Origin of the sequence: Pseudomonas wayambapalatensis (assembly GCF_049942315.1) — a bacterium.
Taxonomy (GTDB): domain Bacteria; phylum Pseudomonadota; class Gammaproteobacteria; order Pseudomonadales; family Pseudomonadaceae; genus Aquipseudomonas; species Aquipseudomonas wayambapalatensis.
Map to the genome: position 1 here is coordinate 1 of NZ_JBNFMU010000210.1, position 18,471 is coordinate 18,471.

Below are 18,471 nucleotides of genomic sequence, written 5' to 3' on the forward strand. Positions count from 1 at the left end.
ACCAAGTCAGCAATAAAGCAAGCTGATTCGAGTTCGTCTGAATGATCGAGGTGTTCTTTTCGCGGGCAAGCCCGCTCCCACAGGGATTGGGCTGGCCTTTAGATTTTGAACAAGACAGTTGCTCCTACAAGGACCGCGGCGTCTGTCAGGCTTTGTTCAGCTTTTTCAGGAACACGGCCATTTCTTTCTCGGCCTGCTTGTCGCCATGGGCCTGCGCCGCAACGATCCCCTCCTCCCACGCCTTGCGCGCCGCAGCGATGTCGCCTTCGAGCTGATACGCCTTGCCCAACAGTTTCCACGCTGCCGAGTACTTCGGGTCCTGCTCGACGCAACTCGCCAGGTGCACCGCTGCTTCGGCGCCCTTGCCCTCATCCAGCCAGGCCTTGCCCAGGCCGAATCTCAGCAGCGGGTTATCCACACCCTTGGCCAGCATCTTTTCCAGCGATTCGCGCATGCCGTCTTCCCTCTAGAAGAAACTCAAGCCGACGTGGAACAGCTTCTCCACATCGCGAATATGCTTTTTATCCACAACGAACAGGATCACATGGTCACCCGCCTCGATCACCGTGTCGTCGTGAGCGATCAGCACCTCTTCGTCGCGAATGATCGCGCCGATGGTGGTGCCGGGCGGCAGGGCGATGTCTTCGATGGCCTTGCCGATCACCTTGCTCGATTTCGAATCACCATGGGCGACTGCCTCGATGGCTTCCGCTGCACCGCGACGCAGCGAGTGCACGCTGACGATATCGCCACGGCGCACATGGGCCAGCAGCGTGCCTATGGTTGCCAACTGCGGGCTGATGGCGATGTCGATGTCGCCGCCCTGCACCAGGTCGACGTAGGCCGGGTTGTTGATCAGCGTCATCACCTTGCGGGCACCCAGGCGCTTGGCCAGCAGCGACGACATGATGTTGGCCTCGTCGTCGTTGGTCAGGGCCAGGAAGATGTCGGCCTCGGCGATGTTTTCTTCGAGCATCAGGTCTTTGTCCGATGCGCTGCCCTGCAGGACCACGGTGCTTTCGAGGTTGTCCGAAAGATGCCGGCAGCGTGCCGGGCTCATCTCGATGATCTTCACCTGGTAGCGGCTTTCGATGGCTTCGGCCAGGCGTTCGCCGATCTGCCCGCCACCGGCGATGACCACTCGCTTGTTGGTCTCGTCGATACGCCGCAGCTCGCCCATCACTGCACGAATGTCCTTCTTCGCGGCGATGAAGAACACTTCGTCGTCGGCCTCGATCACCGTGTCGCCATGGGGCTTGATCGGCCGGTCGCGGCGGAAGATCGCAGCCACGCGGGTATCGACATTGGGCATGTGCGCGCGGATCTGGCGCAGTTGCTGACCCACCAGCGGGCCGCCGTAGTAGGCCTTGACCGCCACCAACTGGGCCTTGCCCTCGGCGAAGTCGATCACCTGCAGGGCGCCGGGGTGCTCGATCAGACGCTTGATGTAGTTGGTCACCACCTGCTCGGGGCTGATCAGCACGTCCACCGGAATGTGGTCGTTGTCGAACAGCTCCTCGCGGCTGAGGTAGGAAGATTCGCGCACCCGGGCGATCTTGGTCGGGGTGTGGAACAGCGAATAGGCCACCTGGCAGGCGACCATGTTGGTCTCGTCGCTGTTGGTCACTGCCACCAGCATGTCGGCATCATCGGCGCCCGCCTGGCGCAGTACCGTGGGCAGCGAGGCGCGGCCCTGCACGGTGCGGATGTCGAGGCGGTCGCCCAGGTCACGCAAGCGCTCGCCATCGGTGTCGACCACCGTGATGTCGTTGGCTTCGCTCGCCAGGTGTTCGGCCAGCGTACCGCCTACCTGGCCTGCGCCGAGGATGATGATCTTCATCCGCTACTCCCTACCTTTTGTTCTTATCCGCGCGAGGCGGCGATCTTGATCAGCTTGGCATAGTAAAAGCCGTCGTGGCCGCCTTCCTGGGCCAGTAGCTGGCGGCCGTGGGGCTGGCGCAGGCCGGCCTCGGTCGCCAGGTCAAGCTCACGGGCACCGGGGGTGCGGGCGAGGAAGGCGTCTATCACGTCGGTGTTCTCGGTCGGCAGGCTCGAGCAGGTGGCGTAGAGCAGCATGCCGCCGACTTCGAGCGTCGGCCACAGCGCATCGAGCAGCTCTCCCTGCAGTGCGGCCAGGGTCGGGATGTCCTCGGCCTGACGGGTCAGCTTGATGTCCGGGTGGCGGCGGATCACGCCGGTGGCCGAGCACGGCGCATCGAGCAGGATGCGCTGGAACGGCTTGCCGTCCCACCAGCTGGCGGTATCGCGGGCATCACAGGCGATCAGCTCGGCATCGAGCTGCAGCCGGTCGAGGTTCTCCCGTACCCGCGCCAGGCGCTTGGCCTCCAGGTCGATGGCGACCATCTGCGCCAGGCCCGGCTCGGCTTCGAGCAGGTGGCAGGTCTTGCCGCCCGGGGCGCAGCAGGCATCGAGTACACGTTGACCGGGAGCCAGCTCCAGCAGGTCGGCCGACAGCTGTGCGGCTTCGTCCTGCACGCTGATCCAGCCGTCGGCGAAGCCCGGCAGGCCGCGCACGTCGCAGGCTTCGGCCAGCACGATGCCGTCGCGGCTGAACGGGCAGGCGCTGGCACCGATGCCAGCATCGGCTAGCAGCGCCAGGTACGCATCACGGCTGTGATGACGGCGGTTGACCCGCAGGATCATCGGCGGGTGGGCGTTGTTGGCGGCGCAGATGGCTTCCCATTGCTCCGGCCAGAACGCCTTTAGCGACTTCTGCAGCCAGCGCGGGTGGGCGGTGCGGACCACCGGGTCGCGCTCCAGGCTGGCGAGCAGTTCCTCGCCCTCACGCTGGGCGCGGCGCAGTACGGCGTTGAGCAGGCCCTTGGCCCAAGGCTTCTTGAGCTTGTCGGCGCAACCAACGGTCTCGCCGATGGCAGCGTGTGCCGGAATACGTGTGTAGAACAGCTGGTACAGGCCGACCAGCAGCAGCGCCTGCACATCGGCGTCGGCGGCCTTGAACGGCTTCTGCAGCAGTTGTGCGGCAAGCAGGTCCAGGCGTGGTTGCCAGCGGGCGGTGCCGAAGGCCAGGTCCTGGGTCAGGCCGCGATCGCGCTCCTCGACCTTGTCCAGTTGCGCGGGCAGCGAGCTGTTCAGCGAAGCCTTGCCGCTGAGTACGGCCGCAAGGGCGCGGGCGGCAGCCAGGCGTGGGTTCATTGGCCGAGCACCTTGCCGCTTGCGAACTTCTCGCGGCGGCTGTTGAACAGGTCGCTGAAGGCCAGGGCCTTGCCACCGGGCAGTTGCAGGCGCGTCAGGCTCAGGGCGCCGTCAGCGCAGGCGACCACCAGGCCGTCCTTGCTCGCGGACAGGATCTCGCCCGGAGCGCCGTTGCCTGTGGACAAGTTCGCGCCCAGCACCTTCACGGTTTCGCCGTCGAGGGTGCTGTGGCACACCGGCCACGGGTTGAAGGCGCGGATCAGGCGCTCCAGTTCCACGGCCGGGCGATTCCAGTCCAGGCGTGCCTCATCCTTGTTCAGCTTGTGCGCATAGGTGGCCAGCGCGTCATCCTGCACCTCGCACTGCAGGCTGCCGTCGGCGAGGCCGGCGATGGCTTGAACCACGGCGCCCGGGCCCATCTGGGCGAGGCGGTCGTGCAGGCTGCCGCCGGTGTCTTCGGCGCTGATCGGCGTGCTGACCTTGAGCAGCATGGGGCCGGTGTCCAGGCCCGCTTCCATGCGCATCACCGTCACACCGCTTTCAGCGTCGCCCGCCTCCACGGCGCGCTGGATCGGCGCCGCACCGCGCCAGCGAGGCAACAGCGAGGCATGGCTGTTGATGCAGCCAAGGCGGGGAATATCCAGCACCGCCTGCGGCAGGATCAGGCCATAGGCGACCACCACCATCAGGTCAGGCGCGAGCGCGGCCAGTTCGGCCTGGGCTTCGGCGTTGCGCAGGGTCGGCGGTTGCAGCACCGGGATGTCGTGGGCCACGGCCAACGCCTTGACCGCGCTCGGCATGAGCTTCTGACCCCGGCCGGCGGGACGGTCGGGCTGGGTGTAGACGGCCACGATTTCGTACGGGCTGTCGAGCAGGGCCTTGAGGTGTTCGGCGGCAAACTCTGGGGTGCCTGCGAAGACGATGCGCATGGAGTTCTCGCTTCAAAAAAGAAAAAGGCTTGCCGGAGCAAGCCTTCTGGAAGGTGGGGATCAGGCTTGCTGGCGGTGCTGCTTTTCCAGCTTCTTCTTGATCCGGTCGCGTTTGAGCTGAGACAGGTAGTCGACGAACAGCTTGCCGTTGAGGTGATCGAACTCGTGCTGCACGCACACCGCCAGCAGGCCTTCGGCCTCGAGCTCGAAGGGCTTGCCGTCGCGATCCTGGGCCTTGACCCGTACGCGCAGCGGGCGGTCGACGTTCTCGTAGAAGCCTGGCACCGACAGGCAGCCTTCCTGGTACTGGCCCATGTCGTGGGTCAGCTCTTCGACGCTGGGGTTGATGAACACCCGCGGCTCGCTGCGATCTTCGGAAAGATCCATCACCACGACCTGCTTGTGCACGTTGACCTGGGTCGCGGCCAGGCCGATGCCGGGCGCTTCGTACATGGTTTCAAACATGTCGTCGATCAGCTGGTGCAGGGCGTCGTCGAACTCCGTTACCGGTTTGGCGAGGGTGCGCAGGCGCGGGTCGGGGAATTCGAGGATGTTCAAGATGGCCATAGGGTCAGGCAGTCACTGTGCGTTTGGTTGAAAACTGAGCACACATAATAAAGGGAAATGGAGCGTTCGGCACCTGGGAAGCTTGGCTAGGGTCTCTATGAGCTTGATAGCTGGCGTTTCAGTCGACAGCTTTTCAAAGTGTTACCCACAAAGTTATCCACAGGATGTGCCCGCTTATTGGCCTCCTGCCGATCAAGGATGATCCACCATGAACCCATCCCGTTCGTCGCCTTGCACTCCAGCGGAACTGGAGGCGCGGCTGCGTCTGCATCGCCTTCCCGATATTGGCTTGCGTCGTTTCCATACCCTCATCGAAGCATTCGGCAGTGCCTCTTCGGCACTCAGTGCCCCGGCCAGCGCCTGGCGTGCTCTGGGCCTGAAGGCTTCCAGTATAGACGCCCGGCGCAGTGCGCAAGTACGCGATGGCGCATTGGCTGCAATGGCCTGGCTAGAGCGTCCGGGCCAGTGTTTACTGATGTGGGACGGCCCTGGATACCCGGCATTGCTGGCCGAGATAGATGATCCGCCGCCTTTGCTTTTCGTCGCCGGCGACCCGGCCCTGCTCGAACGGCCGCAGTTGGCGATCGTCGGCAGCAGGCGTGCGTCACCCCCGGCGCTGGATACGGCCGGTGCGTTTTCCCGTTGCCTGGCTCAGGCCGGGTTCACCATCACCAGCGGCTTGGCACTGGGTGTCGACGGCGCCGCTCATCGGGCTGCGTTGAACGCCGGCGGCCACACGATCGGGGTGCTCGGCACGGGGTTGCAAAAACTTTATCCACAGCGCCATCGCGACTTGGCACGGGCCATGATCGACAACGGCAGCGCGCTGGTTTCGGAGTATCCGCTGGACGCTGGGCCACTGGCCGGCAACTTCCCCCGCCGCAATCGCATCATCAGCGGCCTGTCGCTCGGCGTGCTGGTGGTGGAGGCCAGCCTGGCCAGCGGCTCGTTGATCACCGCCCGGCTGGCAGCCGAACAGGGCCGGGAGGTGTACGCGATTCCCGGCTCCATTCACCATCCTGGCGCCAAGGGCTGCCATCAACTGATTCGCGATGGTGCGCTGCTGGTGGAGAGTGTCGGGCAGATCCTCGACAGCCTGCGCGGTTGGCAGAACCTGCCTCCTGCGTCTGTGGAGAAACCGGGTCATCCACTGCTGGCGTTGCTGCATGCCGCTCCACAGACCAGCGAGGGCCTGGCCCACAGCAGCGGGCTGCCACTGGCCCAGGTACTGGCCAGTCTGACCGAGCTCGAACTCGAAGGACGGGTCAGCAGTGAAGCCGGACGTTGGTTTGCCCGTTCCGCCTAAGTACACTGCGCATCAGCCTTAAAGCGGAGAGACAGCAATGGTGAGCAGTTGGCGTGTGCAACAAGCCGCGCGTGAGGTGAAGGCGGGTGCGGTGATCGCCTATCCGACGGAAGCGGTCTGGGGCCTGGGCTGCGACCCGTGGAACGAAGACGCGGTGTACCGCCTGTTGGCGCTCAAGTCGCGCCCTGTGGATAAAGGCCTGATCCTGGTCGCCGACAACATCCGTCAGTTCGACTTCCTGTTCGAGGAATTCCCCCAGGACTGGATCGATCGCATGGGCAGCACCTGGCCGGGCCCGAACACCTGGCTGGTGCCGCACCAGGACCTGTTGCCCGAGTGGGTGACTGGCCAGCACGATACGGTGGCGCTGCGCGTCAGCGATCATCCTCAGGTGCGCGAGCTGTGCGCGCTGGTGGGGCCACTGATCTCCACCTCCGCCAATCCTGCCGGGCGGCCGGCGGCCAAGAGCCGGTTGCGGGTGGAGCAGTATTTCCACAACGAGCTGGACCTGGTGCTCGGCGGCGCGCTGGGCGGCCGCAGGAATCCGAGTGTGATTCGCGATCTGGTCACGGGCGAAGTAGTGCGGCCGGGCTGATTGTTCACACCTTGTAGGAGCGGGCTTGCCCGCGAAAGTAACACCGCGATGCATGGCACCGGCTATGCCGGTGATCGCGGGACAAGCCCGCTCCCACAGGGATGGACTGCCCCCAAGAAGTTGGACACAAATCCAACCCTTGGGGGCAGTCCAGGGATTGGGCTGGCCTTTAGATTTTGAACAAGCCAGTTGCTCCTACAACGTGCGCAGTAGCGGTGTGATCTTTCTGATTCTGATCCTTGAGGCTGCACATTTCTGATTTAGGGAAATATCCTACGCGGCCTGTCGATCGCCATTACCTTCTCAGTGGGAACGTCTACCTCTAGGCTCCAGACCGTCGCCGAACAACTTGGCGATCGGGTGTGGTAACCCGGTGTTTCTGGGGCAATGCCGCTTATGGCGGCTGTGCGCGGGAGGCTTTTGCCTGCCGGAAATGCCTCCAGTCCGGTTTACCACTCCGCGTACAGCTGCCACCCAACCGTGTGGTAACGAAAGGGTGTCAGCTCCATCACTGGAGCAATTATGAAAAAAATAGTCCCCGACCCACCCCTCCCCAAAACCACCGCCCACCCCTTCGGCCGCTGCGACGCCGGCCATCCCCCGCTCTTCACCGTCAACCCCGACATCGAACCCCACGACGCCTTGGTCCACGTCGCGCTCTACCTGCGCTGCGCCTACGACACTGGCATCAAAGCCATTGACCACTTGAGTGATGGAGGTCGGGGCATGTTCTGGTCGAACCTGCATGCCATCGAGCTGGCAGAGGGCCTGGTTGAAGCGATGCTGGATGGGATCGAGTCTAAGCCAACTCCTTGGAAAGTGCCCTGAGATTATGACCTTGAGAAATCCAGCTACCGTCGCTTTGGATGAGACTGAATATTTGCTTGCGAGTGAACGTAATACGAGTCGCCTGAATGCCTCTATCAAGCAATTCCAGAAAGGCGAATGCCTTATAGTTTGGAAGCCATCGCAGACAGTGCTAACAGGCGAGAAGTCGAGTGCGAATCACCATCGATAGCTCACTTGGAAGCATTTGTTCGTTAGCTATTCTTGAGAGCGGTGCTGGTTTCAGCGGACCCTAGGGGCACATTTCTTATTTAGGGAAATTTCCTACGCAGGCTTATGACCTGAGCAGACCCCTCCGTGGGAGCGGGTTCGGTACACCGAACCACAGCTCCCGCAAGAGTCAGGGCAACAGCACCGTCGACCCCACCGTCCGCCGCGCCGACAACTCGGCCTGCGCCTTCGCAGCCTCCGCCAGCGGATAGCGCTGCTGGATATCCACCACCAGCTTGCCGCTGGCAATCATCGCGAACAGGTCATCGGCCATGGCCTGGGTGTTCTCGGCGTTGTTGGCGTAGCTGGCCAGGGTCGGCCGGGTCACGTACAGCGAGCCCTTCTGCGACAGAATCCCGAGGTTCACGCCACTCACGGCGCCGGAGGCGTTGCCGAAGCTCACCATCAATCCGCGCGGGCGCAGGCAGTCGAGGGAGGTCAGCCAGGTGTCGGCACCGACGCCGTCGTACACCACCGCGCACTTCTTGCCTTCGGTCAGCTCCAGCACACGCTTGGCCACGTCTTCATGGCTGTAATCGATGGTCGCCCAGGCCCCCAGCGCCTTGGCGCGCTCGGCTTTTTCTGCGGAACTGACAGTGCCGATCAGCTTGGCACCCAAGGCCTTGGCCCATTGGCAGGCCAGCGAGCCGACGCCACCTGCGGCGGCATGGAACAGAATGAAGTCGCCGGGCTGCACCGCGTAGGTCTGCTTGAGCAGGTACTGGGTGGTCAGGCCCTTGAGCATCACGGCCGCAGCCTGCTCGAAGCTGATGCTGTCGGGCAGCTTCACCAGGTTCGCTTCCGGCAGGGTGTGGTATTCGCCATAGGCGCCCAGCGGCCCGCCGCCGTAGCCCACGCGGTCGCCGACCTTCAAGCGGGTGACGCCCTCGCCCACCGCATCGACCACCCCCGCACCTTCGGTGCCCAGGCCAGAAGGCAGTGATGGCGGCGCGTAGAGCCCGCCACGGAAATAGGTATCGATGAAGTTCAGACCGATCGCATGGTTGCGCACGCGCACCTGCTGCGGGCCGGGCGGTGTCGGTTCGAATTCCACGAGCTGCAGGACTTCCGGGCCGCCATGCTGGCTGAACTGAATACGCTTGGCCATCACACACTCCTATTGTCGTCATCGCAAAGGCCCTCTATCGGACGCCTTTGCTTGACTGCCGTCAACTGCGGCGCGGCGCTGGCCGGTGGTATGCTACGCGGCGAATTCCTCCCTGCCCCTCCCAGGTGACCCGATGACCAGCCGCACCGAGGCCGTGAAGGCCTATCTGCTCGACCTGCAAGACCGCATCTGCGCCGCCCTCGAAACCGAGGACGGCGGCGCCCGCTTCGTCGAGGACGCTTGGGTTCGCGATGCTGGCGGCGGCGGTCGTACCCGGGTGATCGGCGAGGGCAAGCTGATCGAGAAAGGCGGGGTCAACTTCTCCCATGTGTTCGGCGCCGGCCTGCCACCGTCGGCCAGTGCGCACCGTCCGGAGCTGGCCGGCCGTGGCTTCGAGGCGCTGGGCGTGTCGCTGGTGATCCACCCGCACAACCCGCATGTGCCAACGTCCCACGCCAATGTGCGGTTCTTCATCGCCGAGAAAGAGGGCGAAGAAGCGGTGTGGTGGTTCGGCGGCGGCTTCGACCTGACCCCGTACTACGGCAACGAGGAAGACTGCATCCACTGGCACCGCGTCGCCGAACAGGCCTGTGCCCCCTTCGGTGCCGACGTGTACCCGCGCTACAAGGCCTGGTGCGACCGCTACTTCCACCTCAAGCACCGCGGCGAACCCCGTGGCATTGGCGGGCTGTTCTTCGATGACCTGAACGAGTGGGATTTCGACACCTGCTTCGCCTTCATCCGTGCCATCGGCGATGCCTACATCGACGCCTACCTGCCGATCGTGCAGCGGCGCAAGGACACCCCCTACACCGCGCAGCAGCGCGAATTCCAGGAATATCGCCGTGGGCGCTATGTCGAGTTCAACCTGGTCTACGACCGCGGCACGCTGTTCGGCCTGCAATCCGGCGGGCGTACCGAGTCGATCCTCATGTCGTTACCGCCGCAGGTTCGTTGGGGCTACGACTGGAAGGCCGCGCCTGGCAGCGAAGAAGCGCGCCTGACCGAGTACTTCCTGCAGGACCGCGACTGGCTCGGCCAGTAAATCTGTGGATAACCGAGGATTCCCCATGGACCAGTACGTCGTTTTCGGTAACCCCATCGGCCACAGCAAGTCGCCGCTGATCCACCGCCTGTTCGCCGAACAGACCGGCCAGGATCTGGAATACAGCACCCTGCTGGCGCCGCTGGACGAGTTCAGCGACTGCGCCCGCGGCTTCTTCAAGCAGGGCAGCGGCGCCAACGTGACCGTGCCATTCAAGGAAGAAGCCTACCGCCTGTGCGACAGCCTCACGCCACGGGCGCAACGCGCGGGCGCGGTCAACACCCTGACCCTGTTGGCCGATGGCACGTTGCAGGGCGACAACACCGATGGCGCAGGCCTGGTGCGCGACCTGACGGTGAATGCCGGGGTCACGCTGGCGGGCAAGCGCATCCTGATTCTCGGCGCCGGTGGTGCGGTGCGTGGCGTGCTGCAGCCGATCCTGGCGCATAAGCCGCAATCGCTGGTGATCGCCAATCGCACAGTGCAAAAGGCCGAGCAGCTGGCGCGCGAGTTCGATGAACTCGGGCCGGTGGTCGCCAGCGGCTTTGCCTGGTTGCAGGAGCCGGTGGACGTGATCATCAACGCTACTTCGGCAAGCCTGTCGGGTGAGCTGCCGCCGATTGCCGAGAGCCTGGTCGAGGCCGGGCGCACGGTGTGCTACGACATGATGTATGGCAAGGAGCCGACGCCGTTCTGCCAGTGGGCGACGAAGCTTGGGGCGGCGAAAGTGCTGGATGGGCTGGGAATGCTCGCCGAGCAGGCGGCCGAGGCGTTTTATGTCTGGCGTGGGGTTCGGCCTGAGACCGGGCCAGTGCTGGATGAATTGCGGCGGCAGTTGGCGCGGGGGTAGGGCTTACTCCTCGAACCTGATCGGACACCCGTCGATCCCCTCCAGCTTCTGCAATTCCTCCACCACCTGGGGCCTGGCCCGATGCAGGGTCAGGCTGCCGCCATTGCGTACCAGCCGCCGCGCCTCGCGGTGCAACATATCCACACCCGAATAGTCGATGAAGTTGATCTGTCGCGCGTCGATCACCACATGTGGCCCTTGGCAGCGCTGCAGGCGTACCTGCAGATAATGCGCGGCACCGAAGAAGATCGAGCCACCGACCCGCAGCACGTCCGCCTCCCCTTCACGGCTCTGCTGCACCCGCGGCCGCGAGGTGCGCTTGAGGTAGAAGAACAGCGACGCCAGCACTCCCGCGTAGATCGCCGTCTGTAGCTCCAGCAACAGGGTGGCCGCCGCAGTCAGCGCCATCACCAGGAACTCCGAACGACTGACCCGGAACAACGCGCGAATCGCCCGGTGATCCACCAGCCCCCAACAAATCAGCAGGATGCTGCCGGCCATCGCCGGGATCGGCAGGTGAGCGATGAGCCCGGCGCCGGCCACGGCGAACAGCGCCACCCACAGCGCCGAGAACACCCCGGCCATGGGGGAACGGGCGCCCGCCTCGAAGCTCAGCCCGGAGCGGGTGAACGAACCTGACGACAGGTAACCCGAGAAAAACGCGCCGACCATGTTGGAAAAGCCCTGGGCGCGGATCTCCTGGTCGGCGTCGATCAGTTGTTCCGAACGTGCTGACAACGAGCGGGCGATCGACAGGCTGGTGACCAGCCCGAGCATGCCCACCGCCACGGCGCTGGGCAGCAGGCGCAGGATCAGGTCCAGGTCGAGCAACGGCAGCGGGCTCAGGGGCGGCAGATGGCCGCTGAACGCAGGAACGCGGGGCACGTGGGCGAAGTAACCGGGCAGCAGCCACGCCACCAGGCTCACCAGCACCAGGCTGATCAACAGCGCCGGCCAGCGCGGGCGCACGAGCTTGATGGCGATGCCAATCAGCAAGGTGGCCAGGCCCAGCCCCAGCGAGGGCAGGTCCACTTCGCGGGCATGGGCGAACAGGTCCTGGGCGGTCTTGAGTGCCGTGGCCTGGCTGGGCAAGTCCATGCCCATCAGATTCGGCAACTGGCCAAGGGCAATGACGATGGCGGCACCCAGGGTGAAACCGAGCACCACGGAATGGGAGACGAAGTTGACCAGTGCGCCGAAGCGCAGCAGCCCGAGCAGCAGTTGGAACACCCCGCCAAGAAAGGTCAGCAGCAGGACGAGGGTCACGTAGTCGCTGCTGCCGGCCACGGCCAGCGGGCTGACGCTGGCGTAGAGGACGATGGAGATGGCGGCGGTGGGGCCGCAGATCAGGTGCCAGGACGACCCCCACAGGCAGGCGATCAGTACCGGCACGATGGCCGCATACAGGCCGTATTCGGCGGGCAGGCCGGCAATCAGCGCATAGGCGATGGATTGCGGCAGGGCGAGGATCGCGCCGCTCAGACCCACCAGCAGGTCCTGGCGCAGGCTGCGGCCGGATTGCCGGGGAAGCCAGGTCAGGAAGGGCAGCAGATGGGTCAGGCGAGGCATGGGTTATTCACAGTCCTGAGTTTTGCCCCTGTCTGGAGCGGATTCATACCAACTGTAGGAGCGGGCTTGCCCGCGAATGCGTCAGTGAATGCACCACAGCATTCGCGGGCGAGTCAGAAATCAGAGTTTGCCCTTGACGGCCTCCAGTCCATCACCGCCAGCCTTGCTGCTCACGCCAGCGAGCCACGCCTGCAGCACTTGTGGATGAGCCTTCACCCACGCCTTGGCCGCCTGGTCGAAACTGACCTTCTTGTCCACAACCTCGGCCATGATGGCGTTCTCCATATCCAGGGTAAATACCAGATTGCCCAGCAGCTTCGCGGCATTCGGGCACGCCTGTGGATAACCGTTGCGCACCAGGGTGAACACCTCGCCCCTGCTGCCGAACCATTTTTCGCCACCGGTGAGGTAGTGCATCTTCAGCTTCACGTTCATCGGGTGCGGTGTCCAGCCGAGGAAGGTGATGAACTGGTTCTTCTTCACGGCGCGGTCGACCTGCGCCAGCATTGCCTGCTCGCTGGACTCGATCAGCTTCCACTGCCCGAGGTCGAACGCGTTCGTGTCGATGATCTCTTTGAGCGACAGGTTGGCCGGCGCGCCGGAGCCGATGCCGTAGAGTTTCTTGTCGAACTGCTCGGCGTGTTTCTGCAGGTCGGCGAAGTCCTTGATACCGGCATTCCACACGTAGTCGGGCACTGCCAGGGTGAACTCGGTGCCTTCGAGGTTGCGCGACAATTGTTTCACGTCGCCGGTGGCGATGAATTTGTCATGAAAGCCCTGCTGCGCTGGCATCCAGTTGCCGAGGAAGGCGTCCACGCGGCCATCTTTCAGGCCGCCGTAGATGATCGGCACGGCCAGGCTGTCGATCTTCACCTGGTAGCCCAGGCTTTCGAACAGCAAGCGGGCGATGGCGTTGGTGGAGGCGATATCGCTCCAGCCGGGGTCAGCCAGTTTGACGGTGCTGCATTGCGTGTCGCTGTCGGCCGCCTGGGCGGTCAGGGCGCCAAGGCCCAGGGCCAGGGCGATCACGGCGGTGGAGAACTTCTGCATGGCGGCCTCTCTTCTCAATCCATGGGTGCGGGCTGTGGATAACGTGCCTTGCGCTCGAGGTCATCGAGATCGATATGGTTGCGCATGTACTGTTGGCTGGCGTCGACCAGGGGTTGGTGGTCCCAGCTTTTCAGCTTGCCGATGGCCAGGGCCTCGGCCACCAGACGGCGGCGGCGCTGGCTGGCCAGCACCTGCTGGCGCAGGCTGGAAACGTCCCAGCGCTGCCTGGCTTCATCGACAAATGCCTGCAGCAAGCCCTGGTGATCCGGGCTGCCGGTGAGGTTCTCCCGCTCGTGCGGGTCGCGGCTCAGGTCGTAGAGTAGGCACGGGTCGTCTTCGCTGTACACGAACTTGTACGCGCCACGCCGAATCATCATCAGCGGCCCGACCGTACCCTCGGCCATATATTCGCCGATCACCTCGTCGTGTCCGCCCTGCCCTTGCAGGTGGCCGAGCAGCGAGCGGCCGTCTAGGTGCAGGCTGTTATCCACAGCCCCGCCTGCCAGCTCGACCAAGGTCGGCAGCAGGTCACAGGTGGACACGCTGGCGCTGACCCGCGCCGCGGCGAAACGCTTGGGCGCATGGACCAGCAGCGGCACCCGCGCCGACATCTCGAACCAGTGCATCTTGTACCAGAGCCCGCGCTCGCCAAGCATGTCGCCATGGTCGCCGGAGAACACGATCAGCGTGTCGTCGGCCAGGCCGCAATCCTCGAGGGTCTGCAGCAGCTTGCCGATGTTGTCGTCGATGTAGCTGCAGGCGCCGAAGTAGGCGCGGCGCGCGTCGCGGATCTTGTCCACAGGCAGCGGCTTGTCCCACAGGTCGTAGACCTTGAGCAGGCGCTGCGAGTGGGGGTCTTGCTGGTCCTGGGCGATTTCGTCGCGCGGCAGCGGGATATCCACAGACGCGTAGAGATCCCAGTAGCGCCGCGGGATGGTGTAGGGGTCGTGGGGATGGGTCATCGATACCGTCAGGCAGAACGGCCGACCGTCATCCTCGCGGACGTGGTCGTACAGGTACTGCTGCGCCTTGAACACCACTTCCTCGTCGAAATCCAGCTGGTTGGTGCGTACGCACGGCCCGGCCTGTAGCACCGAGGACATGTTGTGGTACCAGCTCGGGCGCACGTCGGGGGCGTCCCAGTTCACCGCCCAGCCGTAATCGGCGGGGTAGATGTCGCTGGTCAGGCGCTCTTCATAGCCGTGCAACTGGTCGGGGCCGCAGAAATGCATCTTGCCCGACAGCGCGGTGCGGTAGCCGAGGCGGCGCAGGTAGTGGGCGTAGGTGGGGATGTCGGCGGGAAAGTCGGCGGCGTTGTCGTAGGCGCCGATGCGGCTGGGCAACTGGCCGCTGACCAGGGTGAAGCGCGACGGCGCGCACAGCGGGCTGTTGCAGTAGGCCGAATCGAAGACCACAGCCTGTTCGGCGAGGCGGGCGAGGTTCGGCATCCTGATCGGCGAGGGGTTGTAGATTGGCAGCATAGGCGCGGCCATCTGGTCGGCCATGATGAACAGGATGTTGGGTTGCTTCATGGGGTGCCCTTCCATCGTCGAACGTTATGTGAATTGCTTGCGATCGAGGATGCGGCTGTGGATAACATGGGTAAAGCCCATGGCGGGCAATGACTGGGATTAGCTGAGCTTATGTTTGAGCACCTTGCGGGCATGTCACTGGAAAGCTTGCGCGTGTTCGAGGCGGCGGCGCGCTTGCGCGGTTTCACGGCGGCGGCACTGGAACTGGGCACCACGCAGCCGGCGGTGAGCCAGCAGGTCAAGCGGCTCGAGGCGCAGTTGGGCACGCGCCTGTTCGACCGGATCTACCGGGGTATCGAGCTGACGGATGTGGGCCAGTCGCTGTTCGAGCAGGTCCACCAGGGCTTGCAGGCGATGGACGAAGGCATCGCCGAGGCGAGCGGCCGCGGCCAGCACGAGGTGCTGCAGGTGGCCACCGACTTCGCCTTTGCGGCCTTCTGGCTGATGCCCCGGCTGCAGCGCTTCCACGAGGCTTATCCACAGGTGGACGTGAGCCTGGTGACCGGTGAACGCAGCCAGGGGATGCTGCGCCCCGATATTGATGTGGCCGTGCTGTTTGGCGATGGGCGCTTTCATCAGGGCGAAAGCCGCTGGTTGTTCGATGAAGAGGTCTTTCCGGTTTGCAGCCCTCGGCTGACTGATGGCAAACCCTTGTCAGCCGTGGCTTTGGAACGATTGCCCTTGTTGCATCTACGCGGTGAACAGGCCAGTGGCTGGTTCGACTGGGCGGGGGTGTTTCGCGGTTTCGGCGTGGTCAGCCCGCCACCACCAGGGCAGTTGCGCTTCGATAATTACACCTTGTTGATCCAGGCCGCGATCGCCGGGCAAGGGGTCGGGATTGGCTGGGGGCATCTGGTCGACGGGTTGGTCGAGCAGGGGTTGCTGTGCCGGCCAGTGGAAGGGAGTTTGCGCTCGTCGCGTGGCTATTACGTGGTGTTGCCGCCACGCAAGCGGCGTGGGGCGTTGATCGAGCGGTTTGTGGAGTGGCTGGAGCGTGAGCTCAGCCTATCGAACCCATCTGTTGCTACGGATTGAGCCAAGAAATGCGCAAAAGAAGGGCGCGCTAGGCGCCCCCCTCTTATTATTTCTTGCTTGAAAGACTCAGGCCTCCGCCTTTGGCGTCCGTGTAGCGACAAATAGTGGAGGTCGAACCTTCCTGCGAGTTGACGAATTTCAACGAGGCCAGCTGAACTTCCTTGGTGCCCTTGTCATCGGCATTCGGCGCAAAGCCTTTCCATTTGCCATCTGCAGAAGTGTAGTGATAGCCACTGAAGCCATCCTCGGTGGATTGTGTCGAGGCTTCCTTGATGTCCTTGGGCTCGGGGCAAGTTGCAGCAAGTGCAGTGCCTGACATAAACAGAGCAAGAAGTGCGGTTGAGAGTACACGCATATCGGCTATTCCTTCAGCAAGTTAGTGAGCTTTCAGCTTGCGATCTCTGAAGGCCTGACACAACTAGCAAAATTATCAGGTAGCCGAATGCATGTGCATGGAACTATCGTACGCCAGTTCCCCCTCAGCCCCGGGCGCCGCGCACCCCTTCAGCCAGCGCCGAGCACAGGCTCAGCACATCGCTCACAGCCTGCTCGGGCGACTTGGCCTGGGCGATCTTGTCGACCAGCGCCGAACCCACCACCACGCCATCGGACAGCTTGGCGATCGCTGCGGCCTGCTCTGGCGTACGGATGCCGAAACCGACGCTGATCGGCAGGTCGGTGTGGCGACGCAGGCGGGCGATGGCCTCCTTGACGTGCTCGGTGGTCGCCGAGCCTGCACCGGTCACGCCGGCCACCGACACGTAGTAGACGAAGCCCGAGCTGCGCTCGAGCACACGCGGCAGACGCACGTCGTCGGTGGTCGGGGTGGTCAGGCGGATGAAGTCGATACCCGCGGCCTGGGCCGGGGTGGCCAGCTCGGCGTCATGCTCTGGCGGCAGGTCGACGATGATCAGGCCATCGACGCCGACGGCCTTCGCCTCGGCGACGAACTGTTCCACGCCAAAGCGGTGGATCGGGTTGTAGTAGCCCATCAGCACGATCGGCGTGGTCTGGTTGTCGACGCGGAATTCGCGGACCATCTGCAGGGTTTTCGCCAGGGTCTGGCCGGCCTCCAGGGCGCGCAGGGTGGCGAGCTGGATCGCCACGCCGTCGGCCATCGGGTCGGTGAAGGGCATGCCCAGCTCGATCACGTCGGCGCCGGCTTCAGGCAGGCCCTTGAGGATTTCCAGCGAGGCATCGTAGCCAGGGTCGCCTGCGGTGATGAAGGTGACCAGCGCCGAGCGGCCTTCGGCCTTCAGGTCGGCGAAACGTTGTTCAAGACGGCTCATGCCTGTTTCTCCTGGGCAGCCATGTGGTTCATCACGGTTTGCATGTCTTTGTCGCCGCGGCCGGAAAGGCACACGACCATCAGGTGATCCTTGGGCAGGTTCGGGGCGCGCTTGATCGCCTCGGCCAGGGCGTGGGAGCTCTCCAGCGCCGGGATGATGCCTTCGAGGCGGCAGGTGGCGTGGAAGGCGTCCAGGGCTTCGTCGTCGGTGATGCTGACGTATTCGACCCGCTTCACTTCGTGCAGATAGGCGTGCTCGGGGCCGATGCCGGGGTAGTCCAGGCCGGCGGAGATCGAGTGGGCATCGGTGATCTGGCCATCGTCGTCCTGCAGCAGGTAGGTGCGGTTGCCGTGCAGTACGCCAGGGACGCCGCCGTTGAGGCTGGCGGCATGCTTGTCGGTGTGCACGCCATGGCCACCGGCTTCGACGCCGATGATCTGCACGCTTTCGTCTTCGAGGAAGTTGTGGAACAGGCCCATGGCGTTGGAGCCGCCGCCGACGCAGGCGACCAGGCTGTCTGGCAGGCGGCCTTCCTTCTCGTGCAACTGGGCGCGGGTTTCCTTGCCGATGATCGACTGGAAATCGCGGACCATCGCCGGATACGGGTGCGGGCCGGCCACGGTGCCGATCAGGTAGAAGGTGTCTTCGACGTTGGTGACCCAGTCGCGCAGGGCCTCGTTCATGGCGTCCTTCAGGGTGCCGGTGCCGGCGGTGACCGGAACGATCTCGGCGCCCAGCAGCTTCATGCGGAACACGTTGGCCTGCTGGCGCTCGATGTCGGTGGCGCCCATGTAGATCACGCAGGGCAGGCCGAAGCGCGCAGCGACGGTGGCGGTGGCCACGCCGTGCATGCCGGCGCCGGTCTCGGCGATCAGGCGCTTCTTGCCCATGCGCTTGGCCAGCAGCACCTGACCGATGCAGTTGTTCACCTTGTGCGCGCCGGTGTGGTTGAGCTCTTCACGCTTGAAGAAGATCTTCGCGCCGCCGCAGTGCTCGGTCAGGCGCTCGGCGAAGTACAGCGGGTTGGGGCGGCCGATGTAGTCGCGCTGGAAGTAGGCGAGCTGCTCGAGGAATTCGGGGTCTGCCTTGGCCGCTTCGTACTCGCGGGCCAGGTCCAGGACCAGGGGCATCAGGGTTTCGGCTACGTAGCGGCCGCCGAATGCGCCGAACAGGCCATTGGCGTCGGGGCCGGGGCGGTATTGGGACTGGGACATGGGGCGCTCCATAGGGGTCTGGATTGGAAGATCGTGTCGCCTTCTTCGCGGGGAAAACCACCCCCCCAAAAAAAGTGTGACGCTCCACACCGCAACCAACCTTTTGGAGAGGGATTTTCCACACAGAGATCAACACTCATCCATAGGCCCCC

Annotated in this window: 18 protein-coding genes; 6 read left to right on the forward strand and 12 right to left on the reverse strand. The window is 64.2% G+C overall.

Annotated features, from left to right (window positions below; genetic code table 11):
• Positions 1-145: 145 nt before the first annotated feature.
• Genes ACPZMI_RS18185 through def form a run of 5 tightly spaced genes read right to left on the reverse strand, consistent with a single transcriptional unit; the run spans position 146 to position 4,670 of the window.
• A complete protein-coding gene (locus tag ACPZMI_RS18185; protein ID WP_186670216.1) occupies positions 146-454 on the reverse strand; it encodes a tetratricopeptide repeat protein in 309 nt (102 codons plus the stop codon).
• A 12-nt stretch (positions 455-466) separates the two neighbouring features.
• Positions 467-1,840, reverse strand: coding sequence for a Trk system potassium transporter TrkA (gene trkA, locus ACPZMI_RS18190; RefSeq protein ID WP_186670218.1), 1,374 nt, complete (start codon positions 1,838-1,840; stop codon positions 467-469).
• Positions 1,841-1,863: 23 nt separating this feature from the next.
• The gene (gene rsmB, locus ACPZMI_RS18195) at positions 1,864-3,174 is read right to left on the reverse strand and encodes a 16S rRNA (cytosine(967)-C(5))-methyltransferase RsmB (protein WP_426352763.1); all 1,311 of its coding nucleotides are present in this window, start codon (positions 3,172-3,174) and stop codon (positions 1,864-1,866) included.
• Entirely contained in the window at positions 3,171-4,103 is a 933-nt protein-coding gene (gene fmt / locus ACPZMI_RS18200; RefSeq protein ID WP_426352764.1) for a methionyl-tRNA formyltransferase, read from the reverse strand. Before fmt ends, rsmB begins: the two co-directional genes overlap by 4 nt.
• Before the next feature lie 60 nt (positions 4,104-4,163).
• On the reverse strand, positions 4,164-4,670 hold the full coding sequence (gene def / locus ACPZMI_RS18205; protein ID WP_186721119.1) for a peptide deformylase: 507 nt from the start codon (positions 4,668-4,670) through the stop codon (positions 4,164-4,166).
• 208 nt (positions 4,671-4,878) lie between these two features.
• On the opposite strand from def, the gene dprA reads away from it, so the two are divergent.
• The 3 genes from dprA (at position 4,879) to ACPZMI_RS18220 (ending at position 7,399) form a co-directional block, all read left to right on the forward strand.
• Positions 4,879-5,976, forward strand: a complete 1,098-nt coding sequence (gene dprA / locus ACPZMI_RS18210) for a DNA-processing protein DprA (RefSeq protein WP_186670230.1) — start codon at positions 4,879-4,881, stop codon at positions 5,974-5,976.
• Between the two features lie 37 nt (positions 5,977-6,013).
• Entirely contained in the window at positions 6,014-6,571 is a 558-nt protein-coding gene (gene tsaC / locus ACPZMI_RS18215) for an L-threonylcarbamoyladenylate synthase type 1 TsaC (RefSeq protein ID WP_426352765.1), read from the forward strand.
• 522 nt (positions 6,572-7,093) lie between these two features.
• Complete coding sequence (locus tag ACPZMI_RS18220; protein ID WP_426352766.1) at positions 7,094-7,399, forward strand: hypothetical protein; 306 nt, start codon at positions 7,094-7,096, stop codon at positions 7,397-7,399.
• A gap of 358 nt (positions 7,400-7,757) precedes the next feature.
• Here ACPZMI_RS18220 and ACPZMI_RS18225 read toward each other — a convergent pair whose 3' ends face one another.
• The gene (locus ACPZMI_RS18225; RefSeq protein WP_426352767.1) at positions 7,758-8,735 is read right to left on the reverse strand and encodes an NADPH:quinone reductase; all 978 of its coding nucleotides are present in this window, start codon (positions 8,733-8,735) and stop codon (positions 7,758-7,760) included.
• A gap of 133 nt (positions 8,736-8,868) precedes the next feature.
• On the opposite strand from ACPZMI_RS18225, the gene hemF reads away from it, so the two are divergent.
• Both hemF and aroE read left to right on the forward strand, forming a co-directional pair.
• A complete protein-coding gene (gene hemF / locus ACPZMI_RS18230) occupies positions 8,869-9,780 on the forward strand; it encodes an oxygen-dependent coproporphyrinogen oxidase (protein WP_426352768.1) in 912 nt (303 codons plus the stop codon).
• 25 nt (positions 9,781-9,805) lie between these two features.
• Positions 9,806-10,630: a shikimate dehydrogenase gene (aroE, locus tag ACPZMI_RS18235; protein WP_426352769.1), complete on the forward strand. Its 825-nt coding sequence runs from the start codon at positions 9,806-9,808 to the stop codon at positions 10,628-10,630.
• A gap of 3 nt (positions 10,631-10,633) precedes the next feature.
• On the opposite strand, the gene ACPZMI_RS18240 is transcribed toward aroE, so the two are convergent.
• From ACPZMI_RS18240 to betC, 3 genes are all read right to left on the reverse strand, one after another.
• Positions 10,634-12,199: a SulP family inorganic anion transporter gene (locus ACPZMI_RS18240; protein WP_411383532.1), complete on the reverse strand. Its 1,566-nt coding sequence runs from the start codon at positions 12,197-12,199 to the stop codon at positions 10,634-10,636.
• A gap of 120 nt (positions 12,200-12,319) precedes the next feature.
• A complete protein-coding gene (gene choX / locus ACPZMI_RS18245; protein ID WP_186670013.1) occupies positions 12,320-13,249 on the reverse strand; it encodes a choline ABC transporter substrate-binding protein in 930 nt (309 codons plus the stop codon).
• Positions 13,250-13,263: 14 nt separating this feature from the next.
• Entirely contained in the window at positions 13,264-14,781 is a 1,518-nt protein-coding gene (gene betC / locus ACPZMI_RS18250; protein WP_186710937.1) for a choline-sulfatase, read from the reverse strand.
• A 111-nt stretch (positions 14,782-14,892) separates the two neighbouring features.
• Here betC and ACPZMI_RS18255 point away from each other — a divergent pair, with 111 nt between their 5' ends.
• Positions 14,893-15,816: a choline sulfate utilization transcriptional regulator gene (locus tag ACPZMI_RS18255; RefSeq protein ID WP_426352770.1), complete on the forward strand. Its 924-nt coding sequence runs from the start codon at positions 14,893-14,895 to the stop codon at positions 15,814-15,816.
• 46 nt (positions 15,817-15,862) lie between these two features.
• On the opposite strand, the gene ACPZMI_RS18260 is transcribed toward ACPZMI_RS18255, so the two are convergent.
• The 3 genes from ACPZMI_RS18260 to trpB form a co-directional block, all read right to left on the reverse strand.
• On the reverse strand, positions 15,863-16,171 hold the full coding sequence (locus ACPZMI_RS18260; RefSeq protein ID WP_186670010.1) for a DUF3757 domain-containing protein: 309 nt from the start codon (positions 16,169-16,171) through the stop codon (positions 15,863-15,865).
• 124 nt (positions 16,172-16,295) lie between these two features.
• Complete coding sequence (gene trpA, locus ACPZMI_RS18265) at positions 16,296-17,105, reverse strand: tryptophan synthase subunit alpha (protein ID WP_426352771.1); 810 nt, start codon at positions 17,103-17,105, stop codon at positions 16,296-16,298.
• The gene (gene trpB / locus ACPZMI_RS18270; protein WP_186670007.1) at positions 17,102-18,319 is read right to left on the reverse strand and encodes a tryptophan synthase subunit beta; all 1,218 of its coding nucleotides are present in this window, start codon (positions 18,317-18,319) and stop codon (positions 17,102-17,104) included. Before trpB ends, trpA begins: the two co-directional genes overlap by 4 nt.
• Between the last annotated feature and the right edge of the window lie 152 nt (positions 18,320-18,471).